The organism is Altererythrobacter sp. GH1-8, assembly GCF_043702085.1.
GTDB lineage: Bacteria > Pseudomonadota > Alphaproteobacteria > Sphingomonadales > Sphingomonadaceae > Erythrobacter.
The window spans coordinates 2,554,564-2,581,351 of record NZ_CP171690.1; the positions used below are offsets into that span (position 1 = coordinate 2,554,564).

20 protein-coding genes and 2 tRNA genes are annotated in these 26,788 nt (G+C 61.2%); 12 read left to right on the forward strand and 10 right to left on the reverse strand.

Features of this window, described 5'->3' with window-relative positions; translation table 11 throughout:
* The first annotated feature begins 8 nt into the window (after positions 1 to 8).
* A tRNA-Pro gene (locus tag ACG9DO_RS12430) sits at positions 9 to 85 on the forward strand.
* A gap of 155 nt (positions 86 to 240) precedes the next feature.
* On the forward strand, positions 241 to 1,875 hold the full coding sequence (locus ACG9DO_RS12435) for a glycosyltransferase family 2 protein (protein WP_394728382.1): 1,635 nt from the start codon (positions 241 to 243) through the stop codon (positions 1,873 to 1,875).
* Here ACG9DO_RS12435 and ACG9DO_RS12440 read toward each other — a convergent pair.
* Positions 1,872 to 2,336: a DUF3429 domain-containing protein gene (locus ACG9DO_RS12440; protein WP_394728384.1), complete on the reverse strand. Its 465-nt coding sequence runs from the start codon at positions 2,334 to 2,336 to the stop codon at positions 1,872 to 1,874. The two genes, ACG9DO_RS12435 and ACG9DO_RS12440, sit on opposite strands and share 4 nt — an antisense overlap.
* Before the next feature lie 103 nt (positions 2,337 to 2,439).
* On the opposite strand from ACG9DO_RS12440, the gene ACG9DO_RS12445 reads away from it, so the two are divergent.
* On the forward strand, positions 2,440 to 3,777 hold the full coding sequence (locus ACG9DO_RS12445) for an ABC1 kinase family protein (protein ID WP_394728386.1): 1,338 nt from the start codon (positions 2,440 to 2,442) through the stop codon (positions 3,775 to 3,777).
* Positions 3,774 to 4,238, forward strand: coding sequence for a low molecular weight protein-tyrosine-phosphatase (locus ACG9DO_RS12450; RefSeq protein WP_394728388.1), 465 nt, complete (start codon positions 3,774 to 3,776; stop codon positions 4,236 to 4,238). The genes ACG9DO_RS12445 and ACG9DO_RS12450 overlap by 4 nt, the downstream gene beginning before the upstream one ends.
* On the opposite strand, the gene recG is transcribed toward ACG9DO_RS12450, so the two are convergent.
* Positions 4,235 to 6,295, reverse strand: a complete 2,061-nt coding sequence (gene recG, locus ACG9DO_RS12455; protein WP_394728390.1) for an ATP-dependent DNA helicase RecG — start codon at positions 6,293 to 6,295, stop codon at positions 4,235 to 4,237. The genes ACG9DO_RS12450 and recG overlap by 4 nt on opposite strands.
* Before the next feature lie 52 nt (positions 6,296 to 6,347).
* On the opposite strand from recG, the gene ACG9DO_RS12460 reads away from it, so the two are divergent.
* Both ACG9DO_RS12460 and mfd read left to right on the forward strand, forming a co-directional pair.
* Entirely contained in the window at positions 6,348 to 6,626 is a 279-nt protein-coding gene (locus ACG9DO_RS12460; protein ID WP_394728392.1) for a succinate dehydrogenase assembly factor 2, read from the forward strand.
* Positions 6,627 to 6,679: 53 nt separating this feature from the next.
* On the forward strand, positions 6,680 to 10,174 hold the full coding sequence (gene mfd, locus ACG9DO_RS12465; protein WP_394728394.1) for a transcription-repair coupling factor: 3,495 nt from the start codon (positions 6,680 to 6,682) through the stop codon (positions 10,172 to 10,174).
* Here the strand turns inward: mfd and ACG9DO_RS12470 are convergent.
* Positions 10,171 to 10,980, reverse strand: a complete 810-nt coding sequence (locus tag ACG9DO_RS12470) for an EAL domain-containing protein (protein ID WP_394728396.1) — start codon at positions 10,978 to 10,980, stop codon at positions 10,171 to 10,173. The genes mfd and ACG9DO_RS12470 overlap by 4 nt on opposite strands.
* Positions 10,981 to 11,110: 130 nt before the next feature.
* Between ACG9DO_RS12470 and ACG9DO_RS12475 the strand changes: the two genes are divergently transcribed.
* The 3 genes from ACG9DO_RS12475 (at position 11,111) to ACG9DO_RS12485 (ending at position 12,400) form a co-directional block, all read left to right on the forward strand.
* Positions 11,111 to 11,914 (forward strand): NAD kinase, encoded by an 804-nt coding sequence (locus tag ACG9DO_RS12475; protein ID WP_394731270.1) that lies wholly within the window; start codon positions 11,111 to 11,113, stop codon positions 11,912 to 11,914.
* A 116-nt stretch (positions 11,915 to 12,030) separates the two neighbouring features.
* Positions 12,031 to 12,105 (forward strand) — tRNA-Asn (locus ACG9DO_RS12480).
* A gap of 145 nt (positions 12,106 to 12,250) precedes the next feature.
* Positions 12,251 to 12,400 (forward strand): hypothetical protein, encoded by a 150-nt coding sequence (locus ACG9DO_RS12485; protein WP_394728398.1) that lies wholly within the window; start codon positions 12,251 to 12,253, stop codon positions 12,398 to 12,400.
* A gap of 6 nt (positions 12,401 to 12,406) precedes the next feature.
* Here the strand turns inward: ACG9DO_RS12485 and ACG9DO_RS12490 are convergent, their stop codons facing one another.
* The gene (locus ACG9DO_RS12490) at positions 12,407 to 13,147 is read right to left on the reverse strand and encodes a sulfite exporter TauE/SafE family protein (RefSeq protein WP_394728399.1); all 741 of its coding nucleotides are present in this window, start codon (positions 13,145 to 13,147) and stop codon (positions 12,407 to 12,409) included.
* Positions 13,148 to 13,215: 68 nt separating this feature from the next.
* On the opposite strand from ACG9DO_RS12490, the gene ACG9DO_RS12495 reads away from it, so the two are divergent.
* A complete protein-coding gene (locus tag ACG9DO_RS12495; protein ID WP_394728400.1) occupies positions 13,216 to 13,836 on the forward strand; it encodes a GNAT family N-acetyltransferase in 621 nt (206 codons plus the stop codon).
* 25 nt (positions 13,837 to 13,861) lie between these two features.
* On the opposite strand, the gene secA is transcribed toward ACG9DO_RS12495, so the two are convergent.
* Both secA and ACG9DO_RS12505 read right to left on the reverse strand, forming a co-directional pair.
* On the reverse strand, positions 13,862 to 16,630 hold the full coding sequence (gene secA, locus ACG9DO_RS12500) for a preprotein translocase subunit SecA (protein WP_394728402.1): 2,769 nt from the start codon (positions 16,628 to 16,630) through the stop codon (positions 13,862 to 13,864).
* Between the two features lie 124 nt (positions 16,631 to 16,754).
* Entirely contained in the window at positions 16,755 to 17,027 is a 273-nt protein-coding gene (locus ACG9DO_RS12505) for a hypothetical protein (protein WP_394728404.1), read from the reverse strand.
* Between the two features lie 87 nt (positions 17,028 to 17,114).
* Between ACG9DO_RS12505 and argJ the strand changes: the two genes are divergently transcribed.
* Complete coding sequence (gene argJ / locus ACG9DO_RS12510; RefSeq protein ID WP_394728406.1) at positions 17,115 to 18,341, forward strand: bifunctional glutamate N-acetyltransferase/amino-acid acetyltransferase ArgJ; 1,227 nt, start codon at positions 17,115 to 17,117, stop codon at positions 18,339 to 18,341.
* The gene (locus ACG9DO_RS12515) at positions 18,338 to 19,153 is read left to right on the forward strand and encodes an inositol monophosphatase family protein (RefSeq protein WP_394728408.1); all 816 of its coding nucleotides are present in this window, start codon (positions 18,338 to 18,340) and stop codon (positions 19,151 to 19,153) included. Before argJ ends, ACG9DO_RS12515 begins: the two co-directional genes overlap by 4 nt.
* 3 nt (positions 19,154 to 19,156) lie before the next feature.
* Here ACG9DO_RS12515 and trxA read toward each other — a convergent pair whose 3' ends face one another.
* From trxA to ACG9DO_RS12535, 4 genes are all read right to left on the reverse strand, one after another.
* A complete protein-coding gene (gene trxA / locus ACG9DO_RS12520) occupies positions 19,157 to 19,477 on the reverse strand; it encodes a thioredoxin (RefSeq protein ID WP_394728410.1) in 321 nt (106 codons plus the stop codon).
* A 79-nt stretch (positions 19,478 to 19,556) separates the two neighbouring features.
* Positions 19,557 to 23,054 carry a double-strand break repair helicase AddA gene (gene addA / locus ACG9DO_RS12525; protein ID WP_394728412.1) on the reverse strand — a complete coding sequence of 1,166 codons (3,498 nt, stop codon included), beginning with the start codon at positions 23,052 to 23,054 and terminating at the stop codon, positions 19,557 to 19,559.
* Positions 23,051 to 26,074 (reverse strand): double-strand break repair protein AddB, encoded by a 3,024-nt coding sequence (gene addB / locus ACG9DO_RS12530; RefSeq protein ID WP_394728414.1) that lies wholly within the window; start codon positions 26,072 to 26,074, stop codon positions 23,051 to 23,053. The genes addA and addB overlap by 4 nt, the downstream gene beginning before the upstream one ends.
* Positions 26,067 to 26,756, reverse strand: a complete 690-nt coding sequence (locus ACG9DO_RS12535; protein WP_394731271.1) for a nucleotidyltransferase family protein — start codon at positions 26,754 to 26,756, stop codon at positions 26,067 to 26,069. The genes addB and ACG9DO_RS12535 overlap by 8 nt, the downstream gene beginning before the upstream one ends.
* Positions 26,757 to 26,788 lie beyond the last annotated feature (32 nt).

Below are 26,788 nucleotides of genomic sequence, written 5' to 3' on the forward strand. Positions count from 1 at the left end.
TGCACGGTCGGGGAGTAGCTCAGCCTGGTAGAGCACTGTCTTCGGGAGGCAGGGGCCGGAGGTTCGAATCCTCTCTCCCCGACCAGAATTCTCAGACATTCTCTCAATGTCCGCTTCGTGCCACTATGAGGCACTGGGCCCGAGCCGCCTTCAACCTGCCCTTTCTGTGCAATACCCAACGCATTCAGTTGGTCATTGTGTATCTTTGCGGTCGCGGATTGAAGGGCAAGTCTCATAGTCATGAAACTCAGTGTAGTCATACCCTATTACGATGAGACGATCTTCATTCGCCAGACCGTCGCATCATGCCTTGCTCTGGAAGATGCGCTGCACGAGGTAATTATCGTCAATGATGGACTGCGGGGCTTTGACACTGCCCTATTCGATGGACTGCAGGGTCGTGAAAAGATCCAGCTGATCCATAATGAACGCAATCTGGGGCATCCCGGGAGCCGCAATGTCGGCATGGAAGCTGCGTCCGGCGAGTTTGCGATGTTCCTGGATGCGGACGATCTTTTGCTCCGCGACAGCATGCTCTCTGCCCTAGACTTTGCCGCCAAGACCCGGGCCGATGTGACCCATTTGCCGTCGCTCAGCTACCGCCCGCGCTACGGTGCATGGGAACGCTTTGAGCGCGACAGGCAACTGCTCGCCAAGCGCCGATCGGGCCTTACAATCGATGATGCACCAGAGCTTCGCTATAGCGTGGCGACTTGGTCGTGGCTGTTCCGACGGGATTTTATCAGGGAAAACGAATTGCGCGTCGATCAAGCGCAGCTGAGATATGTCGATCACCTCTACGCAGTCGAAGTCCTGCAAGCGGCGCAGCGAATTTCCATGTTCGATGCTTACCCGCACGTCTGGCGCAGGCGCGGAGCCTCCATGTCGACCGAGCGTGAGAACCCGGAACAGTTCCGGCAGCTCATCCGCTCGATTGGCAAGACCTGCGGATTTCTGGAGCAACACTATCCGCAGGAATCGTCAGCCTTTCAGCGTGATCTGGGTTTCTTCCTCATGCGTTTGCTTGGGCAATGGAACCTTCTGCACGACTGCATACCCGTGCGACACGAGGATCGGGAGAGCGCCGCAGTGCTCGAGCAACTCGCGCAAGCACTTGAACCATACCAGCTTGATCCATCGATCCTCGATGATCCGATCCTTGCCAGGATCGGTCAGAAACGCATTACCCCTGAGGGACGCAAACCCATCTCAAGACGCGAGATCCCAGCTCTGTTCGGCTTTATCGTCGCGCGAGACTGGGAGCGGCTGGGTAAGGCAATTGGCGCTGCATCGCATTCCTCAGCAAGCGCTCAGCCGACTTTGCCCGCAGATCAGACTGCGACATCAATTTCGCCAGCCCTGCAATTGTGGCAAGCCTATTCCGCCGGCCTTAACGCGCAAGACAGCCTCGAACATCGTTTGTTCACTGAGTATCTGCTCGATGAGATGGACGAGGCGTTTCATAACCGGCCTCATGGCAAAGCTGCCGAGCCTGTGGACTGGCCGCTGACGATGCATACCGATCTTGCCACTCTGGCCCGAAGGTTTGACACAGCAGCTCTGTTCCCTCCGGCGGCCGGCTGGGAGGAGTGCTCGCAGCTGCGCGACAATGCAGCCAGCCTCACTGATGCCTATCTTCAGGCCAAGACAGGAACGGTCGAAGCGGAACATTCACCGCGCCGCAGCGACGTGCTGGACGCTTGGCGGAAATGGGAAACGGCGGTCCTGGGCAATGCGTTCTCAGACATCGAGAACGCGATCCTCGCGAGAGGATCAGAGGCAAGTCGAGGCGATGCCAACTGGCAGGCCAAGCGAACCATCAAGAGCCGCTTTCGCGCGCGGGTGATCGAGCCGATCATAAGGAACTCAGCCTAAAGGCTTCGCAGCGTAACCACCCCAAGCAGGATCGTGAGCAAACCCAGCCCAAGCGACAGGTGAATGCGAAGCCGCATAAATGCCCGGTCTGCAAGCCCCAGCCAATTGTCGACCAGCGGGGACAGTCCGATAAACAGGCCAAGATAGATCAAGGCCGGACCCGGCCATTCCCACCCGAAAGTCCAGGGCAGGAACAATGCAAGGGCAATGAGGCTCGGCAAGACCGCTGCCACAAAGAATTTCGCTCCCCCCTGACCGTCTGCGATCGCTTGTCCCCACCACACGCCGCCCAGAAAGCTGAAGATCAGCGCGCCATAGGCAAAACCTCCGGCCATCGCGACATAGCCCCATTCGCCTCCCATGACGACAAGGCCGAGAGCGATGAGCTGCGGAAGCAGGCCGGCATAGCCCAAGGCAAGCGGGGCCGCGGTAAGGCTCGATTGGTCTGAATTCGCGTTCATGGTGCCATTAAAGCACAGCTGGGCCAAGCGTTCCGGCCTTGGCGGAACCGTCACACGGCCGGGCCGTTTCACTCACTCCCGATCATGGATGCAAGCCTGAAGAATGACCGACGACACCAAATGGGGCCGCCAGCGCGCCGTGCCAAGCGGCCGACTGTCGCGGCTAGCCGGCTTTAGCGGGCTTGCCGCTGGCGTCGCAGGTTCGGTCATCGGCCAGGGCGCAAAGCGTCTCGCAGCGGGTGAGCGACCGACCCTGGATGAGTTGATCCTGACCCCGGGCAACGCCCAGCGCCTGACTGACCGTCTGTCACATCTTCGCGGCGCGGCGATGAAGATGGGTCAGATGATCAGCATGGATGCAGGCGAATTCCTGCCGCCCGAGCTTGCGCAAATTCTTGCCGCCTTGCGTGACAAGGCCAATTTCATGCCGACCCGTCAGCTCGACAAGGTGCTGATTGCGGAGTGGGGCAAGGACTGGCGCAAGAATTTCAAGTGGTTCAACCCGCGCCCGATTGCCGCAGCTTCGATCGGCCAGGTCCACAAGGCGCTGACCCGCGAAGGCGAACTGCTGGCGATCAAGGTTCAGTATCCGGGCGTAGCCAACAGTATCGACAGCGATGTCGACAATGTCGCGAGCCTGCTCAAACTGTCTGGCCTGCTGCCCGGGGAACTGGATATTGAGCCACTCCTGAAAGCGGCCAAGGAGCAGCTCAAGGAAGAAGCTGACTACATCCGCGAAGGCGAGCAAATGCGGATGTATGCAGACAGGCTGGCGGGCAATCCGACTTTCATTGTGCCGCGCCTGCACGAAGCGCTCACCAGGCCACGTATCCTTGCAATGAGTTTCGAAGAAGGCGGCCCGATTGAGGATCTCGTCCATGCATCGCAAGAGCTCCGCAATGAGACGTTCGAAAAAATGGTTCGTCTGGTCATGCGCGAGCTGTTCGAATTCGGCGTGATGCAAACCGATCCGAACTTTGCCAACTTCCGCTATCGCAAGGCTGACGGAAAGATCGTGCTGCTCGACTTTGGTGCATCGCGCGATGTCGCGCCTGAAGTAACGCTCGCTTATCGCAAATTGCTGGAAGCAGGACTTGTCGCTGATCCGGAGCGAATTCGGCAGGAAGCACTCAATGCCGGCTTCATCAACGAAGCAGTGATCGAACGGCAAGGCGCAACGCTCGACCGGATGATCGCGATCATAGCCCAAGAAATGAGCCGCGATGCCCCGTTCGACTTCGGCAACCGCGAATTCGTGCCGGTGCTGCGCGAAGAAGGCATGGCAATCGCGCGCGACAAAGGCAGTTGGCATATTCCTCCAGCTGAAACATTATTCGTGCAAAGGAAGGTCAGCGGCACGGCCTTGCTTGGCGCAAGACTGGGAGCCGTGATCAATCTCCGCCGTTTGGTGGAGGAGATGCTGGAGACAATCCCTGTATGACGAGCCACTCGGTCCTGTTTGTTTGCCTTGGCAATATCTGCCGCTCTCCCATGGCAGAAGGGGCATTTCGCTTAGCCGCCGCCAGGGCCGGCCTCGAAGTCGAGACAGACAGCTGCGGCACAGCAGCCTATCATGTGGGCGAGCCGCCGGACGGGCGCGCCATTGCAACTGCGGAACTTCATGGAGTGGACATTTCCGACTTGCGCGGGCGCCAGATCGAAGTCTCTGACTTCACTCGCTTCACTTACATATTCGCAATGGATCACGACAATCTGCGCAATATCCGGCGGATCGAGCCGGACAATGGCACCGCCAAGGTCAGCTTGCTGCTTGATGTCGTCGCAGGGCGCGAAGGCGCTGCGGTTGCGGACCCCTATTACGGCGGCGAAGAAAACTTCCGCGACACCTGGGAAGATGTGACCATGGCTGCAGAGGCGCTGGTCGCTGAGCTTGCTCGCTAGCCTCCCCGCAGGAGCTGCACGCCCCAGTCACGCTCCATCAGGTAAAGCAGGATACGCGCAGCCTCTCCACGTTCGGATGCCAGACCGCCATCGCGGTCCATAAGCAGCCGCGCATCGGCGTGAGCGGTCGGCAAGAGCCGCGTGATCTGATCAAGACTGGCAATGCGGAACGCTTCCTCGCCTGATTGGCGGGTCCCTAACAATTCGCCGCCCCCGCGCAGCGCAAGGTCTTCCTCTGCAATGCGGAAGCCGTCCTGCGTGTCACGCATCAGCGCGAGGCGTTTGCGCCCGGTCTCTGACAGCGCGCCGCCGCGCAGGAGCAGGCAGACGCTCTTTTCGCTCCCCCGCCCTACCCGGCCGCGCAGTTGGTGCAATTGCGCAAGGCCGAAGCGCTCGGCCTGCTCGATCACCATCAGCGTTGCCGCAGGTACGTCCACCCCGACTTCGATGACCGTGGTGGCAACGAGCAACTTGGCCTGCCCGGACGCAAAGCGCTCCATCGCGGCGTCTTTCAGTTCGGGTTTCAATTGCCCGTGCACCAGCACGACATCCTCGCCGAACCGCTTTTTCAGCGCCGCATAGCGGGCCTCGGCTGCGGCAATATCGTCGGTCTCGCTCTCCGTGACCATGGGGCAGACCCAATACGCCTGTTGACCGGCGCCGATGTGGCGAGCGACGCCTGCGACGACATCTTCCATACGGTCCTGCGCAACGACACGCGTGTCGATCGGCTGACGACCGGGCGGCATCTCGTCGAGTTTACTTACATCCATTTCGCCATATTGCGCGAGTGTGAGCGTGCGCGGGATCGGTGTTGCTGTCATCGCCAGCGTGTGCGGTTGCGCGCGTCCCTTGCTCGCCAGTGCGAGGCGCTGCTGGACCCCGAAGCGGTGCTGCTCGTCGATGACGATCAGCGCCAGATCCTTGTAAGCGACGCTGTCCTGAAAGATCGCATGGGTACCCACGACAATGTCGATCGAACCGTCGAGCAGCCCCATCAGGATGCTCTCACGCGCCCTGCCTTTGTCGCGCCCTGTCAGCAGCGCGACCTCGACACCGACTGGCTGCGCCATTGCGCGCAGGCTCTCATAGTGCTGGCGCGCGAGGATTTCCGTCGGCGCAAGCAAGGCCGCCTGCTTGCCCGCCTCATTTGCAATCAGCATCGCGTAGAGCGCGACCACGGTTTTGCCTGCTCCCACATCGCCTTGCAGCAGCCGCAGCATGGGCGCGTCCTGCGCCAGATCGCCTTCGATCTCGCGAATGGAGCGCGCTTGAGCACCCGTCAGCGAATAAGGCAATTGCAACCTGTCGCGCAGACGCCCGTCGCCTTGCAGAGCCTGCCCGCGACGCTTGCGATTGTCGGCGCGAACCGACATCAGCGCGAGCGCATTGGCGAACAGCTCGTCATAGGCGAGCCGGTCACGGGCGCGTTCGTTGGCACCCTTATGCGCAAGCATCAGCGCATCGCGCCAGCTCGGCCAGCCTTCCTTTTCAAACTGCCCCGGCTCGATCCATTCAGGCAGCTCCGGCAGCTTGGCGAGCGCTTGCTGGCACAGCGACGCGATCCGCGGCTGAGTGAGACCTGCAGACAGCGCATAGACCGGCTCGTTGAGGCGCTGCAGGCCCGCATCGGCCTTGGTCTCAACATGGTCTGGATGAACGATCTGGAGCATGTCGCCGTATCGTTCGAGCTTGCCGGACACCCAGCGCTGCTCGCCCACCGGCAGCTGTTTCTTGGCCGTGTAGGACGCGCGCCCAAAGAAGGTCAGCGCGCAGATATTGCCCACCGCGTCCTGCGCCAGCACGCGGTAGGGCCCGCGGTTGCTGCGGCTCGCGCGATGCTCTGTGGGCGTCAGGGCGATAATGATCTGCTCGCCTTCGCTGGCCTCATCCAGATTGCTGACAGCACGCCGCGACACAAAGCGTTCGGGCAAGTGATAGGCCAGGTCGCGCACCCGCGTCAGGCCCAGCTTGGCAAGCGGCTTCTGCAGCTTCGGCCCCACGCCTTCCAGCGCGCCGGTCTCGACAAACAGGGGATTGAGCACTTCGGGCCGCATGACCCCGCTATAGCCGCTTGCGCGGCTCGTGCGAGTCCCCTAACCGGGCGCTATGCCCGAAGCATTGACCCTCGATGGCCGCAAGCAGCGCTGCAAATTCCGTGCATGGCATCGCGGCACCCGCGAAGCCGACTTCACAATCGGTGGCTTTTTTGATCGCTACCAAGAGGAGTGGGGCGAGGTAGAACTGCGCTGGTTCGAGTCGCTGCTCGAAGAAGATGACGTGGACATCCTCGCCTGGGTGTTCGGGACAGCGGAAGTGCCACTGCGGTTCCGGGGTGAACTGATCGCGAAGATGCAGCAGCTCGATTATGTGGACATCCCGCGCTAGGGGCCTCACGCTCGTGGGAACGTCCCGCTGGTCCAAACTTTGAACTGACGCACATGCCAGACCTATCCCGCATCCTTTCAGCGGACAGACCGCTGACGCTTTCCTTTCTTGCGCGCGGGGCGCAGCCGCTGGTACTCGCTGATCTGGCGCGCGCCTCCAAATCGCGCGCGGTGTTCATCGCACCGGATGAAGCGGCGATGCGCTCTGTGGCAGAGGCTGCGCAATTCTTCGCACCCGAGCTCGAAGTGATCGAATTCCCGGCGTGGGACTGCCTACCCTATGACCGGGCGAGCCCTGCCCTTTCGGTTAGCGCGAAACGGCTTTCTGCGCTCTACAAGCTGCAATCGGGCCAAAGAGACGGCAACACCGGATCGCAGCTGCTGGTGACCACCGCTAATGCAGCGCTCCAGCGCGTCCTCACGCCCTTCCGCATTCGCGCAAGCGTGCGCGAATTCAAACCCGGTACCGAGATCGGCCACAACAGCCTGGCCGCGTTGCTCCAGCGGCAAGGCTACAGCCGCACCGATACGGTGGTGGACCATGGCGAGTTCGCGATGCGCGGCTCGATCGTCGACGTGTTTCCCTCGAGCCTGGATCAGGGGCTGCGGCTCGATTTCTTTGGTGACGAGCTGGAAAGCCTGCGCCTGTTCGATCCGACTACGCAAATGAGCACTGGCACGCTCAAGCAGCACTTGCTTTTGCCGGCATCCGAAGCGCTGCTAGATGAAGACAGCATCAAGCGCTTCCGCAGCCGCTATCGCGAACTGTTTGGTGCAACGGCAACACAGGACCCGCTCTACGAAGCGGTCAGCGATGGGCGGCGATTGGCGGGCATGGAGCATTGGCTGCCGCTGTTCGAAGACAAGCTTGCCACGCTGTTCGACTATCTCTCCGCAGATGATGTAGTGGTAATCGACAGCGCTGCTCAACAGTCGGCGGATGAGCGCCTGAAAGATATCGCGGACTACCACCAGGCGCGCGAGCAAGCGGCAGGTCAGGCCGCGGGCAGCTATCGCCCGCTGGCGCAAGAATCGCTCTATCTTGGCGAAGAGGAATTTCGCGAAGCGCTCGCCGCCTGCCCCGCACACAGATCTGTCATTTTCGCCGAACCCGAAGGCGCAAGTGTGATTGACTTTGGCTTTGCCTCAGCGCGCGATTTCTCGCCTGAGCGCGCCCGCGGTGACAACGTCTACGAGGCCGCGGCCATGCACCTGCAGAGCATCTCCAAGGCCGGCAAGAAACCGCTCCTGGCGGCTTACTCCACCGGCAGCCGCGCCCGCATTGCGTCCATCCTGTCCGAAGCGGGATGCGAGACGAAGCTCGCCGACACCTGGCAGGAAGCGCTGGGCCTCGCCGCCAAGGGTCAACCCGTCGCAACGGTCCTCCCGCTCGAAACCGGCTTTGCCAATGACCAGCTGGAACTGCTGACCGAGCAGGACCTGCTGGGCGACCGGCTTGTCCGCCGCAAGAAGCGTCGCAAGGATTCAGACGCTTTTCTCGCCGAACTTCAGGCGCTGGGTAAGGGTGATCTCGTCGTCCATGTCGAGCATGGGATCGGCAAGTATCTGGGCCTTGAACCCATTGCCGTCGGCAAAAGCCAGCACGACTGCGTGATGCTGGAATACAAGGGCGGCGATAAGCTCTACATCCCGGTAGAGAATATCGACGTACTCAGCCGTTATGGTTCGGCTGAAGATGCGGTCATGCTTGACCGGCTCGGCGGCGAAGCATGGCAGAAACGCCGAGCGCGCCTGAAAGAACGCATCCGCGAGATTGCCGGCGAGCTGATGCAGGTTGCTGCTGCCCGCGCGCTCAAGAAAGCGCCCGTTCTGGAAGCCGAGGAAAGCAGCTTCAACCAGTTCGTTGAGAAATTCCCGTGGGAGGAAACCGACGATCAGGACCGTGCGATTGCCGATGTGCTGCACGATCTGGAGAGCGGCCGCCCGATGGACCGGCTGGTGTGCGGCGATGTCGGCTTCGGCAAGACCGAAGTCGCCCTGCGCGCGGCCTTTGTCGCGGCAATGAACGGCCAGCAGGTCGCCGTGGTCGCGCCAACCACCCTGCTAGCGCGCCAGCACTACCAGAATTTCGCTGAGCGTTTCGCCGGGTTCCCTTTGAAAGTTGGACGTCTTTCGCGGCTCGTTCCGGCCAAGGAAATGACAGATACGCGCGAAGGCCTTGCGAGCGGCGATGTCGATATCGTCATCGGTACCCATGCGATCCTCTCCAAAAGCACGCAGTTCCGCAATCTCGGCCTGGTGATAGTCGACGAGGAACAGCGCTTCGGCGTCACCCACAAGGAAAGGCTGAAACAGCTGCGCGCCGACGTCCACGTCCTGACGCTCACCGCCACGCCGATCCCGCGCACGCTGCAGATGGCGATGAGCGGGCTGCGCGAACTCTCGACCATCCAGACACCCCCTGTGGACCGTCTCGCGGTGCGAACCTACGTGATGGAATGGGACGAAATAGTGATGCGCGAAGCCTTGCTGCGCGAACACCACCGCGGCGGGCAGAGCTTCATCGTGGTGCCGCGTATTTCCGACATGAGCGAGTTGGAGGAATGGCTGCGCGAAACGGTGCCGGAGGTGAAGGTTGTAACCGCCCACGGCCAGATGGCACCGGGCGAAGTCGAGGAGCGCATGAGCGCGTTCTACGACAAGAAGTACGACATCCTCCTTTCCACCACCATCGTCGAATCGGGCCTCGATATCCCAAGCGCAAACACCATCATTATCCACCGCGCGGACCGGTTCGGATTGGCTCAGCTGTACCAGTTGCGCGGACGCGTGGGCCGCGCGAAGCTGCGCGCATACGCTTACCTTACCTATGGCAAGGACGTGCAGCTTTCCGAGATTGCTGAGAAGCGCCTGAAAGTTCTCGGCGATCTCGATTCGCTCGGTGCAGGCTTCCAGCTTGCGAGCCATGATCTCGACATTCGCGGCGCGGGCAACCTCCTCGGCGATGAACAGTCAGGCCACATCAAGGAAGTCGGGTTCGAACTTTACCAGTCGATGCTGGAGGACGCGATCCTTGCGGCCAAGGCGGGAGAGATGGGGCTTGAGCCCGCGCGCGAAACCGTCTCGCCGCAGATCACAGTCGATGCGCCGATCATGATCCCCGAAGACTACGTCCCGGACCTGACCGTACGCATGGCGCTCTACCGACGGCTCAATGATGCGAAGGACAAGGGCGAGATCGAAGCGCTGGCAGCTGAGATGATCGACCGCTTCGGCGACCTGCCGTCCGCTACCAGCAATCTCATCAAGCTGATCGAGATCAAGCACCAGGCGATCACCGCCAACATCGCGAAGATCGATGTCGGTGCGCGCGGCACGCTCGTCACCTTCCATAATGACGATTTCCCCGATGGACCGGGCCTCATTGCCTATGTCGACAAGCTCCAGGGAACGGCAAAGCTGCGTCCCGACATGAAGCTGGTGATCAACCGTGCCTGGGGTGATCCGCAAAGCCGCCTCAATGGCCTGTTCCAGCTTACCAAGGGGCTTTCGAATATCGTGCGCAAGGCTGCGCGAGTGAAAGCCTAGACGTTGGCGAGCGTCCGCATCTGCCTCGCGCCGAGCGGCTCAGCCCACAGATAACCCTGCCAGGCATCGCACCCCTCATCGATCACGACCCTGCGCTGCCCTTCGGTCTCGATCCCTTCAGCAACGGTCTCCAGCTCGAGCGCTTCAGCCAGCCGCAAGATAGCGCGCAGCACCTCCAGATCACGCTGGCTCCGGGTAATTCCGTGCAACATGCTGCGATCGAGTTTGATCGCATTGATCGGCAGCCGCTTGAGATACTGGAAGTTGCAGAAGCCCGCGCCAAAGTCATCAAGCGCAATGCGCACGCCCGTCGCCGCTACCGCAGTCAAGGCGCGCGCACTGGCATTGAGGTTTCCCAACAGCGTTTGCTCTGTAATCTCAAGTGTCAGTCTTGCAGGCGCAAACCCATGCGTGACCAGCAGCCTGGTCAGGTCGCTCGCGAAGGCTGGATCGGCCAATTCCTCAGGCGTGATATTGACAGAAAGCCGCAGTTCAGATGGCCAACTGGAAGCCTCTGCGATAGCAAGCTGGACCGTGTGGCGCGACAGATCGCCGACCAGCCCTACCCGCTGCGCCATGGCGAACAGGTCCAGCGCGCCAATCACGCCCAGAACCGGGTGCTCCCAGCGAGCAAGCGCTTCTGCGCCGACCATCACGCCAGACTTGGCTGAGAATTGCGGCTGAAAACGCACCTCTATCTGGTCCGTCTGCATCGCCCGCGCAATGTCCCTGGCGAGCGACTTTTCAAGTGCCGGTGGTATTCCGACAGTCCGCTTCATTGGCGGCAAGGTGTTATGCGACTCCATGGAGCTCGCCTAACCCCAGATCGTCTGGCTCGCATGTGGAGATTGCGAAGCGTTGAAAAATGGCACAACCAAACCTAGGAGACTCCCTTAGGCGCAGGCTGATGCAAACCTGTGGCAAGACCAGAGGATGATGGACATGCCCCAATCGCAAGAGGCCCAGCAGATAAAGCGTCTTGCGCTGATCGCATCGGACACCGAGCGCGCGCAAGAAGCCTTTCAGGAACTGGTCCAGACCAATGACTGGGTCCCTCAGGATGAAGCCGACGCGCTTGTCGTATTGGGCGGTGATGGCTTCATGTTGCAGACCCTGCACGCAATGCTCGACACAAACCGGATCATTCCGGCGTACGGCATGAACCTCGGCACGATCGGTTTCCTGATGAACCGCTATCGTAACGGCAAGACGCTGGCGAAGCGTGTTGCCAAGGCGCGCGCTCTGCGCATTGCGCCCATCACCATGCAGGCGGTCACCAAGGATGGCTCGCGCCATGCCATGCGGGCAATCAACGAGGTATCCCTGCTGCGTGAAACCAGGCAGACCGCAAAGATCGAGGTTTCGGTTGATGACCGAGTCAGGATCAAGGAATTGGTGTGTGACGGCGTCTTGCTGGCGACCCCTGCCGGATCGACCGCATACAACTTGTCAGCCAACGGACCGATCCTGCCGCTCGATTCGGAGCTGTTGGCACTCACTCCCATCTCAGCTTTCCGCCCGAGGCGCTGGGGCGGTGCAATCCTGCCCGATCGCAGCGCGGTAACCTTCCGTGTGCTGGAGCCGGAGAAACGTCCGGTCTCTGCTGTGGCCGACCAGAAGGAGCTGAGGGATATTGCTGAGGTCGCGTTGAAAATCGACCGCGACACGGAGCTTACTCTGCTGTTTGATCCTGGTCATGCCTTGGACGAGCGTATCGTTGCAGAACAATTCGTTGTCTAAGGCTGCACCGCCGGATCGTTCGGGCAAATCTTGCAAAACTCTTGATGTCGGGGTGAAAACCCACTTGCAAAGCCTTTCCTGCCCCCATATAGGCTCGCGCTCGCCGTAAAGGCTGCTCCCCGATAGCTCAGCGGTAGAGTAGGTGACTGTTAATCACTTGGTCGTTGGTTCGAATCCAACTCGGGGAGCCAAATTTTCCTTGCCTAACAGTTAGTTCATCAAGCGCTTTAACCTTTAGGTTATCGACAATCCCGCTTGCGGACAGCCCTTTAACGCGCGCTGGCGCGCAACCTTTTTCTCGCTCAATACGAAGCCAGAGACAAAGGAGTGCCAGACATGACACGCTACAGTTTTCATTCGAGCCGCCCTGACAGCTGGGTAGCCCCGCGCCCCTATTCCGACGCGAGCCTCAGGATGCGCAAACATGGCCGCATTCAGCCCATGGAACGCCCGAGCCTGTTCGAGCGATTGCTGCGCGCGGTTTGATCTTGGCTAGAGCCCGCTCAGGAGGCGGGCTCCTACAAGAATAACCAGCGCTGCGGTCAACCACCTTATCCAGCGTGGCGGCAACAGTTTGAGAGCCATCAGGCTGCCAATCTGGCCGCCGATCGCAACAGCGATCAGCAACGGCAGGCTCTCATAGATTGCGCCCGCAAAGGCGTCCGGCCCCCGCTTCAGCAGCTGTCCGGCAAGGCCGAACAGCGAATTCACCAGAATGAAAAAACTCGCTGTGGCGGCAATGCTGCGAGCATCGCGCCAGCGCGTGAGATGCAGTAATGGCGCAAGGAATATCCCGCCGCCAATTCCGACCAGTCCTGCAAGATAGCCCAGAGGTGCTGCGGCCAATGGCATGAACCGCGCAAGGCGCGTCGGCTCGGCTGCCTGCGTCTCTGATACCGGCAGCAACATGGTGGCGCCGGTCAGCAACAGGCTTGCCCCTAGCAAGACAAAGAACGGCCCTTCGCCGATCGGTGTAAGGCCGCCTAGCAGAGCCGCCGGCGCTGCGAGCGCCGTTACGATTACCGCACCGCGCCATGGCGTGACTCCGGCCCTTGCGAACCGCACTGTGCTGCCCGCTACGACCACGATATTGCAGGCGAGCGCGATCAGCGGGAGAATGCGGTAATCGAGCCCGGAAACTGCCAGGAGCGCGGCATAGGTTGACCCGCCGCCGAACCCGACGCTCGCATACAGCAAGGCAGTCACGAAAAAGGCAGCGGCAAGCCATGGCATGATCGCTCTCTATCTCCGCGCGCGGCGGAGTGCTAGGCCGTCGCGTTTAGAGCGAGGGGGAATGTCCGATGGGACCGGATGATATCGAGCTTGGACCTGGTCTGGCCATCGCAGGTCCGCGCGATGCAAAGCGGATTGGTGACATTACCGCCGATGCTTTCCGCAATGATCCTTTCAACCAATGGCTGTTCGGCAATTTTGCGGGGATCCGGGCACTGTTCCGGATGCAGGCCAGACGCATCTACACAAAGCGTGGGCTTTGCTATCGCGCTCGCGATGACGGCGCGTGCATGTGGATGCTGCCCGGCAATCACGGTAGTTTCACGCGCGTGGATTATGCGATCTTCGCGATGAACACTCTCTTCACATCGGGTCCCGGAGCGATTGAGCGCGGTATCAAGACCGGTCAAGCCATGGAGGCCCGACACCCGGATTTTGACCACGCCTATCTTTTCAGCATTGGTGTGCGCCCGTCCGCACAAGGCAAGGGTCTGGGCCGCAAGCTGATCCAGCCCATGCTCGACGCGTGTGACCGGGCAGGCCTGCGCGCCTATCTGGAGAATTCCAACCCTGCAAACACCGGCTTCTACAATTCGTGCGGTTTCACGCAGCTGGGCGAGCCGATCCATCCGACTGCAGACAGCCCACCGCTTGTCCCGATGGTGAGAGAGCCGCGCGCCGCGGCATAGCCCCGGGCGCGCAGTTCATATTCCCTTAAGCGGCAGGTGCTTTGCCGCCAATCGCGCCATGGCAATGCTTGTACTTGTTGCCTGAGCCGCACGGGCATGGGGCGTTACGGCTCACATCCATGTCGCGGTAGGGATCATCAACAAATGCCCCGCCCGGTCCGGCGGCTGCGCGCAGGCTGCCCGCCAACGTTCCGAACAGCTCCGCCCGCTCAGCTGAGCCATCGCCATCGTTCGAATTGTCGAGACCAGTGAGCGGATCGATATGCCCGGTAAGAAAGTCCGGCAAGTCCGGCAAGGACTGCTGGCGCGGAGCCGGCTGCGGCTGAACCTGCGCCTTGACCAGTATCTTCGTCACATCCTCACGCAAGGTATCGAGCATGGAATCGAACAGGACGAAAGCTTCCTGCTTGTATTCGTTGATCGGCTGCTTTTGGGCATAGGCACGCAGGAACACCACCTGGCGCAGCGCATCGAGCGTCGCCAAGTGTTCTTTCCAGTGATAATCGAGTCGCTCCAGCAAGACTGACTTCTCGATCTGGCGCCAGATCCCTCCCTCGAGTTCGGCGACCTTCTTTTCCATGATCGCATCGGTCTGTTCACGCAGTCGCTCTTCGAAGATTTCCGGTTCGACTGCCTCTTCCTCAAGCCAGAGGTCAATCGGCGGCTGAATGCCGAACACGTCTTCGACTTTTTCCTTGAGGCCTTCGATATCCCATTGCTCAGGGTAAGAGCCTGGAGGGCATGCCGTTCCGACAATCGAATTAATCGTGTCGTGCCGCATGTCGGTGACGACTTCCTCGACCGTGTCGGTTTCCATGATCTCGCCGCGCTGCTCGTAAATCACCTTGCGTTGATCGTTCATCACGTCGTCGTACTGGACGACCTGCTTGCGCGCGTCATAGTTGCGCGCTTCGACCTTCTTCTGCGCAGTTTCAATCGCCTTGGAGAGCCATTTCGAACCGATCGCCTCGCCATCGGCAAGGTTCGAATTCATCATCTTGGCAAACAGCGTGTCCGGCCCGAATATCCTCAGAAGGTCATCCTCCAGGCACAGGTAGAAACGCGACAGGCCCGGATCACCCTGGCGGCCTGAACGCCCGCGCAACTGGTTGTCGATCCGGCGGCTTTCATGCCGCTCCGTGCCGAGCACAAACAGCCCGCCCGCTTCGAGCACTTTCTTCTTTTCGGCTGCGACTTCTGCCTTGATCCGCTCGATCTCGGCATCGCGCTTCGGCCCTTCTTCCAGATCGCGCAGCTCGTCTTCTATTCGGAATTCGACGTTACCACCGAGCTGAATATCGGTCCCGCGCCCTGCCATGTTGGTGGCAATAGTGACCGCGCCAAGCCGGCCGGCCTGCGCCACGATATGCGCTTCCTGTTCGTGGAAACGCGCGTTCAGAACCGCGTGCTTGACCCCCTCCTTCTCAAGGAACTGGCTGAGCAATTCGGACTTTTCGATCGACACAGTACCGACCAGCACAGGCTGGCCAATCTTCGACTTCTCCGCAATCGCCTTCGCGATCGCCTGGAACTTGTCCATCGTATTCTTGTAGAATTCGTCTTCTTCGTCGATCCGCTGGACCGGAACATTAGTCGGGATCTCGACCACGTTCATCTTGTAGACGTCCCAGAATTCCGCTGCTTCGGTCGCCGCGGTGCCGGTCATACCGGAAAGCTTGGGATACATGCGGAAGTAGTTCTGAAAAGTGATCGAGGCCATGGTCTGGTTTTCCGGCTCGATCTTGACCCCTTCCTTCGCTTCGACCGCCTGGTGCAGGCCGTTGGACCACCTCCGGCCTTCCATCATACGCCCGGTGAACTCGTCGATGATGACGACCTTGTTGTCCTTGACGATATAGTCGGTGTCGCGCTTGAACATGTGGACCGCCTTCAGGGCCTGGTCCATGTGGTGTACAACCTGCGTGTTCTCGACGTCATAAAGATTGTCGGTTTCGAGCAGACCCTTCTCGATCAGGAGCTTCTCGATCTCTTCCGTACCGTCTTCAGTCAGCTGGATGTTGCGGCTTTTCTCGTCCTTTTCGAACCAGTCTTCCGGCACTTCCTTCACGATTTCGTCGAGCGCGACATAAAGATCGGACTTATCTTCGGTCGGGCCGGAAATGATCAGCGGCGTGCGGGCTTCGTCGATCAGGATCGAATCAACCTCGTCGATAATAGCGAAGTTGAAGGGGCGCTGGACCATCTGGTCCCGCGAGTGCTTCATGTTGTCGCGCAGATAGTCGAAGCCAAACTCGTTATTCGTGCCATAGGTGATGTCGGCATTGTAGGCATCACGGCGCTCATATTCGTTCATGTTGGGAACGATTACGCCGACCGTCAGGCCGAGCCAGTTGTGGAGCTTGCCCATCCACTCGGCATCACGGCGTGCAAGGTAATCGTTCACGGTGATGACATGGACGCCCTTGCCTTCAATCGCGTTGAGGTAAGTCGCCAGCGTTGCCACCAGCGTCTTGCCCTCGCCCGTCTTCATCTCGGAAATCTCGCCCCTGTGAAGCACGATGCCGCCGATCATCTGGACATCGAAGTGACGCATGCCGAGCACGCGGACAGACGCTTCGCGAACCGTCGCAAATGCTTCCGGCAGAATGTCATCGAGCTTCGTTCCGCTGTCCAGCATATCGCGGAACTTGTTGGTCTGCGCCTTGAGTTCCTCGTCGCTCAGTGTCTGAATTTGCGGCTCGAGCGCGTTGATTTGATTGACGATCTTTCCCAGCGACTTGACGTAGCGGTCGTTGGAAGAGCCGAAAATCGATTTGGCAATAGTCTGAAACATGGTGGCGAGATTCCTGCTTGGATTCATGCGGCATTTCGCTGCGCGCTATGTCTGGAAAGAGGGCAGCCGCGCTGAAAATGCGTCGACTGCCCGAAAACGGGGTCAAATTGTCAGGAAGCGCGCGCTATTCGTAAGCGCGGTCAATACCGAACAGCACCGGTGGACGGATAACCCGCTTGGTTTTCCTGGCAGGAGGATCAGCTTCGGCAGGACCTTTCGTGGGTGCGTGGACATTGTCGTCCTCACATGCCTGACGTTCTTGCTGCGTGCCGTGCTGTTCGAGAGCAGAAGCCCCGATCTCGCAGCTCAATGCCTCGGCCACCGACGCATGTGCCGGTGTACCGATAGCGGCAAGCCCTGTAAGAAGGGCAAGGAGAGCGAGTATCTGGCGTCGCATGACAACCCTCACATAGCGATTCAGTGCAGAATCGTCCACCTGCAATACGCATTTACTGTGAACGTCGCGTGACTTAGAGGCCTTGCCATGGACCTTACCCGCTCACCCCTCGCCATGCCCTTCCCTGACATGCCCAAAATTGACGGCGTGACCCTGCGTGTTGCCAGGGCGCGATACAAGAACTGGGACCGCTGCGATCTCACTTATGCGGAGCTGGCGGAAGGCACGTCCGTCGCCGGCGTATTCACGCAAAGCGCCTGCGCATCGAGCGAAGTCGAATTGGGCCGCGAACACGTCAAATCGGGCTCAGCGCGCGCGCTGATCGTCAATGCAGGCAATTCCAACGCTTTCACCGGATATCGCGGTCGCGAAGCGGTCGAGCAGATCATGGACCAGGTAGCGGAGCACCTTGGGTGCGCATCGACGCAGGTTTTCGTCTCTTCAACCGGGGTCATTGGCGTGCCGCTCCCCAAGGACAAGGCACGCGCAGGCGTGGCAGCAGCACTCACGGCTGAGCCATGCGGATGGGAAGATGCGGCCAAGGCCATCGGCACGACCGATACATTCACGAAAGGCGCGCATGCCAGCGCGATGATCGGCGAGACCAAGGTGCACCTGTGCGGTTTCATCAAGGGCAGTGGCATGATCGCGCCGGACATGGCGACCATGCTCGGCTACATCTTCACCGATGCGGCGGTAGAGCCTGCTTTCCTGCAGGAAATGCTCAGCGCAGCAAACCTTGATAGCTTCTCTTGCATTACCGTCGATGGCGACACTTCGACCAGCGACACCGTGCTGGCGTTTGCAACCGGGAAGGCCGGACACGCGCCTTTGAGCAGCTGGGACAGTCCGGGAGCAGATGCGTTCTCGGCAGCGCTCAGCGATGTCTGCCGGCAGCTTGCCCATCTGGTCGTCCGGGATGGCGAAGGCGCTCAGAAATTCGTCACTATCCGGGTCTCCGGCGCGGTCTCCGATGACAGCGCGCGGCGCGTAGGGCTGGCCATTGCGAACTCGCCTTTGGTCAAGACAGCAATCGCGGGCGAAGACGCCAATTGGGGCCGCGTTGTCATGGCAGTCGGCAAGGCAGGCGAGCCAGCCGATCGCGACAAGCTATCGATCGGCTTTGGCGGGATATGGACGGCGCGCGAAGGACTGCCCGTGGCGGAATATGACGAGGCCCCGGTTGCGCAGCATCTGAAGGGTCAGGACATCGATATCTCAGTTGATCTTGGCATCGGAAATGGCCGGGCAAGCGTTTGGACCTGTGATCTCACGCACGGCTATATCGCGATCAATGCAGATTACCGCTCATGAGCAACGACGGGATGACCGCGCTCGACAGCGAGATCCGCGATCTGCTGCGCTTTGCCGCCGAGCGCTCGATGCTGCCCCGCTTCCAGAATCTGGCGGATGGGGAAATCGAGCAGAAGGGCAAGGATGATCCCGTCACAATCGTGGATCGCGAAGTCGAAGCCTTCCTGACCGATGCGCTCACCAAGCTTGCGCCCGGCGTTCCGATTGTCGGCGAAGAGGCCGCCCATGCCGACAAGGCCGTGCTGGACCACCTTTCCAGCCAGTGCTGGATCATCGACCCACTTGATGGGACGATGAACTTTTCCGAAGGCAAGGACCCGTTCGGGATTATCATTGCTCTCGCCGATGCAGGCGAAACGCTCGCAGGCTGGCTCTACGATCCGAAAACGGATCGGCTCTGCCATGCGCGGCGCGGCGAAGGAGCCTTTGTGAATGGCGAGCGCATAGCAGCCCGAACCACGGGCCAGGATCCGGCGGTCGCCGCCATTTCTGTCGTGTTCCTGGATGAGATACGCCGCGAACAAGTCAATCAACGCCTCGCTCCGCATTACAATCTGGCAGAGACCCCGCGCTGCGCCGCCGAGCAATATCCGCGCCTCGCGCTAGGGCAAAACGATGTGTCGTTCTTTGAGCGCACCCTTGCATGGGATCATGCCGCAGGCGTGCTGTGGCTCAATGAAGCAGGCGGCAAGGTGGCGCGCCCTGATGGCTCTCCCTATCGGGTCGATGAATGGGATCGCAAAGGCATGCTTGGCGCGGCCAGCCCCGCCCTGTGGGACGAGCTCGCCGCGCGCATGGATGGTATGTACTAGGCCTTAAAGTTCGGCTTCAAGCCATTGCTTCAATTGGCTTTTTGGCCGTGCACCCTGAAGCTGCGCGACAATCTCCCCGCCCTTGTAGAGCGCGAGATAAGGAATACCCTGCACGCCCAGCCTGCCGGGCGTGTCGGGGTTCTCCATTATGTCCATCTTGGCAATGATGACCTTGTCTGCCAGCTCATCGCTGATTTCCTCAAGCGCGGGCGCAATCATTTTGCACGGGCCGCACCAGTCCGCCCAGAAATCGACCAGAACGGGCTTATCCGATTCCAGTACGTCGCTCTGCCAGCTTGCATCGGTCACTTCGACAGTGGCCATGACCTATCTCCTTCGTTCTGTATGTTGATGCCAATGTAGGCTTCGCGCGCGTCAGCACAACGGTTACCGGGCACAAGGATTACTCGCTGTCCACAAAGGCGGACTTGTGCGGGGCCAAAGTGGCCTCGGAAAGGCTGAGCAGCAGCGGCGCGTGAGTGTAGAGCAAGGCCGCGCGCACCGGCCTGTCTGGATAGATCGCTCCCAAGGCTGCGGCATAAGCGGCCATTTGCTTAAGAGTGGCGGCCGGAACTTCGCTTTCGCTGATTGGCGGGCGGCGCGTGGTCTTGAAATCAACCACCGTCACAGCCTCATCGGTGACCAGCAAACGGTCCGCAATGCCAGCGATGACTTCGCCGCCGACTGTCGCTGCCAAAGGCACTTCTGCCAGCGATCGCGACGAGAAAATGTCGGAAAACTCAAGCATTGACACAACCGACAAAGCACTCGCGAGGATTTCGCTTCGTTCCAGCTCGCCGAGATCCCATGCCTGCTTGGCAAGCCACGCCGCGGCTTTCTCCTCGCGCTCCGCCTCTGCCACGTCCGGCAACCGTTCAAGCAAGCGGTGAAGCAGGACTCCGCGCCGCGCAGCCACCTTGGCTTCAGCCGGTTTCAAGGGAGGGTCGGCCCCTGCCTCCTCCCCAGCAGCGGACGGTGCAAGCGGCCTTGGCGGGCGCGGCTCCGGTCCGATGGGCCTGGTCAGCCACGCGGGCGTCTCGACCTTTGAAGGAGCGGCCAAAGCTTCGTCCGTATCTGCTTCGACATAGTCCGCACGGCAGCCGAGCTCGCGCCTGCCAAGCCAGATGTCATCGGCCAGAGCATCCTCGCCGAACAGCGGCGCGAGCCGCGCATACCAGCTGTCTTCGGGCGGCCCATTCTTGTTGCGCGGCCCAAGCGATCCGCCAATGAACAGCGCCTCTTCCGCGCGGGTCATCGCGACATAGAGCAGCCGCCAATGCTCTTTGAGCTCGTCGAGTTGCGCGCGTTGCCAGGCCTCTTCAACGGGTCCAGCGCGCTCGTCCTTGGACAAGCTCGGCACAGGCACGCTGCGAGGTTCTGCGCTCCCGGACAAGGCTTCCCCCAATCTTTCCGGCAGCGCGATGTCGCCGCCCTGCCCCGGACTGCCGGTGGCATCCGCGAGGATTACGATCGGCGCCTGCAAGCCCTTCGAGCCGTGGACAGTCATCACCCGGACCTGGTCGGCCTCTCCGCCGGGATCGCGCTTCAGCTCGCCTGCGCCCGCATCAAACCACTGGATGAAGCCGGCCAGGCTTGGTGTAGCCGTCGCTTCATAGGCGAATGCTGCGTTAAGCAATTCGTCGAGCGGGTCATTGGCTTCGCGGCCCAGCCGCGCGACGAGCTTCGCCCTGCCCCGCCACGGTCCAGTCAGCAGCCATGCAATAAGCGCTTGCGGGGTGTCGAAATCCGCCCGCGCAAGGAGCTCGCGAAGCTGCGCAACCGTCTGCACCACCTTGGGCTCGTCGCTGCCGCGCAAATGCTCCCACAGCCTCATGCCTTGTTTGCGCGGCACATGCGCAAGCAGATCGTCCTGGGTCCACCCGACCAAAGGCGAGGACAACAGGTTCGCAAGGCTCAGATCATCGAGCGGCTGCGCGGCAAAGCGCAGAGCCGCCATGATGTCCTTGACCGCAAGCGGCGCGCCCAGCCGCAGCCGGTCCACACCCGCCACTGGAACCCCCTTTGCATGGAGCCTGCCAACGATCAGCGAAGCCAGCTCGCGGCGCTTGCGGACCAGCACCATGATATCGCCTGCTTTGGCCCGCCGCCGCCTGCCCTTTTCAAGGATGAACGGTTCGGATTTGAGCCAGCGTTCGACCTGCCTTGCGATCCGGTTTGCAAGCTTGCGGTCGTGCTGTGAGAGCCAGCCCTGCTCGCTATCGTCGCCGTCATTGGTGGGTCTGTCGTGTTCTTCTTCTTCGGGGTCTTCCGTGCGCACCGGGTCCCACAAGGTCACAAGCCCTGCGCGGTCCTCGCCGATGTGCCGCGTGGCTTGTTCTGACAGGCCGAGAGCTTCGGGCCCGATCTCCGCAATGGCGCGATCGACAAAATCCAGCACCGGCTGCGCCGTACGGAAGCTGCGCGCGAGATCCAGGTCCTTGAGCTCACTTTGGCGATTGGACCCGCGCATCCTGGCGGCATTCTCCGCCGTGCCCGCCATCATCGCTGTGACGCGCTGCTTGGCCGCTTCGAAATTGTCCGGGCTGGTGCCCTGAAAGCCGAAGATAGCCTGCTTGTAATCGCCCACCGTGAAGATCGTGCGGACATGATCCGCGCGCGCGCCTTCGCCAGCAAAGAAGTCGTCGATCAGACCTTCAAGGATGATCCGCCATTGGCTAGTGTTGGTGTCCTGTGCCTCGTCAACGAGGATATGGTCGAATGTCCGGTCAAGCTTGTAGCGAATCCAGTCCGCAGAGTCCTTTTGCGTAAGCAAGCCCGCCGCCATTGCGATCAGATCATCAAAATCGAGCAGCCCCTCGCGCTGATTTGCCTCGCGCCAGCGTAGGGCGAAGTGGCGTCCGAGCTCCAGCGCGGGAGTGAGAAAACCGGCGAGGTCGAGCAGGCGCTGACGCTCTGCCACCTCTGCTATGGCCTGTGCGATATGGTTCTGGCGGTCTGCGAACTGCGGATCGACATCGCACGGCTTCTTCATGACGCGCGGTAAGCCGTCCTTCTTGAGGATTGTGTCGTAGAACTCCGGCAGAAGTTGAGCTCGGCCTGAGAGATCGGCAGGCAACCAGCGCTGGATCAAGTCAGCGCTCTGTGCACCGTTCTTGGCATTCCAACCTTGCAGGGTTGGCAGCATCGCGCGCAGCTGGTCATCAGGAAACACGTCAGGCGCAAGCGCCTGAGCTGCCCACTGCGCACCCGCATCGCTCGGCAGGCCAAGCAATTGTAGCACCTGCCCGCGCATCGGTGGCTGCCAGCCGCTCTTGCCGATCCACAGTTCCTCGTGCTTGGCGCAGCGCATCAGCCAACCCCGCAAGGCATCGGGCCCCTTGCGACGAGTGAATTCCGCCACCGCTTCAAGCACGCCCGTGTCGTTCGTACGCTCGGCCTCGACCAGCATTTCGGACAGCACATCGCGCGCGAGGATTTCGCGCTCGCGGTCCTCTATCGGACGCATGCCGGGTTGCAGCCCAGCCTCTTGCGGGAAGTTTGCCAGCAACCACTGCGAGAACGCGTGGATCGTATCGATCCTTAGCCCGCCACCCGGGCAATCAAGCACGCTGGCGAACAGTGTCCGCGCCTTTTCGCGTGTTTCAGGTCCTGTTGGTGCACCAAGGTATCCGAGTTCCTGCGACAACCGAGTGTCTTCGAGTCGCACCCAGCGAGCCAGCACCGAATTGATCCGTACCGCCATCTCGGCCGCGCCCGCCTTGGTAAAGGTGAGGCACAGAATCTGTCCAGGCTCGACCCGCGGCTGCAGCAGCAAGCGCAGGACGCGCGCGGAAAGCACTTGCGTCTTGCCGGTCCCGGCAGAGGCCGACAGCCACACGCTCTCCTGCGGATCGACCGCAAGCTTCTGGTTATCGATCAGAGGGAAGACGGCACCGCTCATGCCGCGTCGTCCTCATCCGCAAGCGCGATCTGCCACTCCTCCAACCGCATCAGCTGATCGAAATCGGCATATCCGGGATAGTCAGGATTTAGCTTTGCAGTGAAGGGTTTGCGGCCCTTGATGTAATCGCGAATTGCTTCAAAAAGCTTGGCCTCATGATGAGGTATGAAGTCCTCCGGGAGCAAACCGCCTTGTTTGGGCCCGTCTTTATAGGGTTTAAATAACTCACCGAACTCACCATTCGCTTTTCGGAGGGACCAGAATTCGAAGCTACTTGGCTTACCGGAAAGAAGATCGCCGTTTTCCAATTCAAACGACCCGTTTGCTAGGATTAGACCAAGAATTCCAAGCTGAAGCCGGTATCCAGCTGCGACTTCAGCTTTCGAGGGCGGCTTGCCCGTCTTGTAGTCGATAATCGCTAGGCTGCCGTCTTCCAGACTATCGATCCGGTCCGCGCGGCCATAGACCTTCACGCCATCTACCTGCATCGCGCCCTTGAGCTCGACACCGAGCACCTCTCTGCCGGTCTGCGCATTGACGGTCTCTTCCACCCATTTGAGGCCTTCAAGCAATCGCGGCAGCCACAGCCCGCGCAGCAGCGGGTGCGCATCCTTTCGCGCCAGAACTTCGCGCGCGACCGCTTCGATCGATATGCTCGGGTCATTCTGTCGTACCCGGTGCCATTCCTCGATCATGTCATGCGCGAGCGTTCCCTGCCACGCCGGGTCCTGCGTCACGTCTCCGTCGAGCGGATCGAGAACGCGCAGGTCGAGGATCGACTGCGCATAGAACTGGTACGGATCGCCCAGCAGGCGGTCGAGCGCGGTCACGCGAATATCGACCTTGCGCAGTTCAGGCGCCGGATCAGGCTGCGGCCTCGCATAGGTCTGTGCGCGCGGCGGATCGCGATCCAGTTGCTGGACCCATCGCGGGACAGTCAGCTCTCGATGCTCCGAGACGCTTTTCTCGCCCAGCAGGGCTTCAATCCGCGAGAGAAAGCGCGACGGGATCGTGGGGCCATCGGCATCGCGCAAGGCCCGGCTGACGATCACTTCCGGTGCGCCTAGGGCCCCTGCAAGATCATGGGCTGCAAGACCAATGCGAAAGTCATTGGCTGGCACACCAAGCGCCCGGAGCAGAGCAGGCGCGAGGATCGGATCGGGGCCCGGAATGCCCGGCCACGTCCCTTCGTTTAGCCCACCGCAAATCACCAGGTCCGCACGCGTCATGCGCGATTCGAGCAGCCCGTAGATCGCCACGCGCGGATGCCCGCCATAGGGCGGACGTACTGCAATCTGCGCCATCGCGTCGCGCAAGGCGGCGGTGAGGTCTGGTGGGGCAAGGGATGTTTGCGTCTCGCCCGCATGATTGCGCAGATCTTCGATGAAAGCGCTGAGCGCGCGGCCATCCTCCGCGCTCCATACGGCATCGCCTGCAAGTGCTTCTGCGGCCTCCGCCAGCAGGCTGAGCGCATCTGCCAGCGCTATGTCTTCGCGATCGGCGAAAGCCGTGAGCGGCGCGAGGATCGGCTCGACCTCAGCCCACCACTCGTCTTCCTCCGTCTGTTTCGCCAAGGTGCCAAGCGGCGCGAGGCCCGGCGAGGGTCGCGGCCCGCGCAGCCGCCGTTCAAACGCGCGCAGGCTCGCAAGCCACGCGCGGCGCGGCTCGCCCCGATGCACCAGTGGATGGCCAAGCGCGGCAACAAGCGGGATCGGCAGCGGCCCTTCGCTCGCAATCTCCGCGAGCAGCAGGAACAGTCGGCCAGCCGGGGTCAGATCGAGCGGGCGGCCAGCTGTGTCGTCAGCAGCGATGTTCCAGCGCTGCAAATGCTGCGAGACACGCCGCGCGAGGCCGCGATCGGGTGTTATGACGGCAACCCGCTTTTCAGGTTCTTCCAGCGCTTCGCGAACCAGCAAGGCAATGCTTTGCGCTTCTTCCTCGATGGTTGCGCTTTGCAGCAAGCGCAAGTCAGAAAAGCGGCGCTCTTCCGAGGGCATATCAATCCACGCCTTGCTCGCCTGAGGTGGCAGGAACAGCGCGGATACGGCCCTTGAGCGCTGTGGAGCGGACGCACTCAGCCCGCGGCGGTGCCACGGCTGCACTTCCGCCCGGTTGACGCTCATTCGGTTGAGTAGCAGCTTCAGATGGTATTGCGGATGAGTGACCGCATCCGATTTGGCGAAGACTTCCTGATCATCGGGTGCGGGTGCGCCAGCCCGGCCCAGTTCGTTCCACGCATCATCGCTCATGGCGAGGTCCAGATCGGGCAGGATCACGGCGCCCTGCGGCAGATCGGCAATCACCCGCAACAGCTTTGCCAGTGCGGGTGCGGCGCTGGTCACGCCCGCCGCGACAATCGGCATGTCCGGCGGGTTTGTCCGCCATTGCCTGGCGGCACGTTCGAACAGGCGGTTACGCCGCTCGGCCGCATCGACGAGCCCGCGCTCATCGAGCCAGCTGCGCCAGCGGACAAGGACACGCGCGAACACCCGCGTGCTCTCTTTCCAGTGCTCGGACAGGTCACCGACAAGCGTGAGCACTCGCTCACTCAGCAGGTCCTGCGGCTCTATCTGCTCAACCAGCAACCGGTCGATGGTGCTCGCCAGTTCACGTGCCATCCGCAGCGTTGCGGCTCTAGACGGGGTCTCGCCTTCTTCGGCCTCCAGTTCCACTGCAAGAATGCGCGCAAGTTCGAGCCAGCGCCGCGTCGGTTCAACGGCAGGCGGAATGTCCGAGCTTCCCAGCGGATCGAGCAGAGCGCCGAGCGTTTCCTCAAGATCGAGATCGCCGACCATCGCCATGCGCGGCATGAGCAGACCCTTGCGTCCTTGCTCACCGGCGTGGCGAATGAACGCCTCGGACACCGTCCTTCCGGCACGCGCACTTGGTAGCAGCAAGGTGAGATTGGCGAGGCCGAGCGCGCCTTCATTGTAACGCGGCACCAGCCCCGCGACGAGCGCATCGGCAAAACCGCGATGCGCGGCGATCGAATAAACGCTGGTCTCCTTGCGCTCAGCCACGGCCCAGGGCGATCTCCGTCGGTTTGATCGCTTCAGGCGTGCCGACTTCGAACCATTGGCCGGTAAAGCCGGTGCCGAACAAGCGGTCTTCCTCCATCGCACGATTCCACAAGACATTGGTGGAGAATTTGCCTTCGGGCGCCTCGCGCAGCAGACGGTGTGAGACGAGCTGGATCCCGGTATAGATAAAGGGTGCGATGCGGCCGGTCTGCCGCCTCCTCAGACGTCCCAGAGTATCCATGTGGAAATCGCCGGGCCCGTTGAAATTGGCGGCGCGCGAATGCGGGACGACCAGCAGCAGCGCATCCATCCGCACCGGGTCCCATACCCGCGAGAGGTCATGAAACGCGTTTTTCGGCCCGTCGAGCCAGATGTTGTCCGCGTTCAGGCAGAAGAACGGATCAGGCAGATTGGACTGCGCCTTGATCATCCCTCCGCCCGTTTCGAGCAATTCATCGCGCTCGTCGGAAATGGTGATGGCGGGGTTGCTGCGCTCCTTGAGGTGCGCTTCGAGCGAGTCCGCCAGGTAATGCACATTGACCACCGCCTTCGCGACACCGGCATCGGCCAGCCGATCAAGCGCATGGTCGATCAGCGGCTTGCCAGCCACGCGCACCAGCGGTTTGGGCTGGCTCGCGGTCAGCGGCCGCATTCGCTTGCCCAGCCCTGCTGCCATCACCATCGCGGTATCGCTTGCGAGCGCAGGCCTGCTTG

Coding starts and splice junctions, on each gene's coding strand:
- ACG9DO_RS12435 (WP_394728382.1), top strand. CDS start 241: ATGAAACTCAGTGTAGTCATACCCTATTACGATGAGACGATCTTCATT.
- ACG9DO_RS12440 (WP_394728384.1), bottom strand. CDS start 2,336: ATGAACGCGAATTCAGACCAATCGAGCCTTACCGCGGCCCCGCTTGCC.
- ACG9DO_RS12445 (WP_394728386.1), top strand. CDS start 2,440: ATGACCGACGACACCAAATGGGGCCGCCAGCGCGCCGTGCCAAGCGGC.
- ACG9DO_RS12450 (WP_394728388.1), top strand. CDS start 3,774: ATGACGAGCCACTCGGTCCTGTTTGTTTGCCTTGGCAATATCTGCCGC.
- recG (WP_394728390.1), bottom strand. CDS start 6,295: ATGCGGCCCGAAGTGCTCAATCCCCTGTTTGTCGAGACCGGCGCGCTG.
- ACG9DO_RS12460 (WP_394728392.1), top strand. CDS start 6,348: ATGCCCGAAGCATTGACCCTCGATGGCCGCAAGCAGCGCTGCAAATTC.
- mfd (WP_394728394.1), top strand. CDS start 6,680: ATGCCAGACCTATCCCGCATCCTTTCAGCGGACAGACCGCTGACGCTT.
- ACG9DO_RS12470 (WP_394728396.1), bottom strand. CDS start 10,980: ATGGAGTCGCATAACACCTTGCCGCCAATGAAGCGGACTGTCGGAATA.
- ACG9DO_RS12475 (WP_394731270.1), top strand. CDS start 11,111: ATGGACATGCCCCAATCGCAAGAGGCCCAGCAGATAAAGCGTCTTGCG.
- ACG9DO_RS12485 (WP_394728398.1), top strand. CDS start 12,251: ATGACACGCTACAGTTTTCATTCGAGCCGCCCTGACAGCTGGGTAGCC.
- ACG9DO_RS12490 (WP_394728399.1), bottom strand. CDS start 13,147: ATGCCATGGCTTGCCGCTGCCTTTTTCGTGACTGCCTTGCTGTATGCG.
- ACG9DO_RS12495 (WP_394728400.1), top strand. CDS start 13,216: ATGGGACCGGATGATATCGAGCTTGGACCTGGTCTGGCCATCGCAGGT.
- secA (WP_394728402.1), bottom strand. CDS start 16,630: ATGTTTCAGACTATTGCCAAATCGATTTTCGGCTCTTCCAACGACCGC.
- ACG9DO_RS12505 (WP_394728404.1), bottom strand. CDS start 17,027: ATGCGACGCCAGATACTCGCTCTCCTTGCCCTTCTTACAGGGCTTGCC.
- argJ (WP_394728406.1), top strand. CDS start 17,115: ATGGACCTTACCCGCTCACCCCTCGCCATGCCCTTCCCTGACATGCCC.
- ACG9DO_RS12515 (WP_394728408.1), top strand. CDS start 18,338: ATGAGCAACGACGGGATGACCGCGCTCGACAGCGAGATCCGCGATCTG.
- trxA (WP_394728410.1), bottom strand. CDS start 19,477: ATGGCCACTGTCGAAGTGACCGATGCAAGCTGGCAGAGCGACGTACTG.
- addA (WP_394728412.1), bottom strand. CDS start 23,054: ATGAGCGGTGCCGTCTTCCCTCTGATCGATAACCAGAAGCTTGCGGTC.
- ACG9DO_RS12535 (WP_394731271.1), bottom strand. CDS start 26,756: ATGGTGATGGCAGCAGGGCTGGGCAAGCGAATGCGGCCGCTGACCGCG.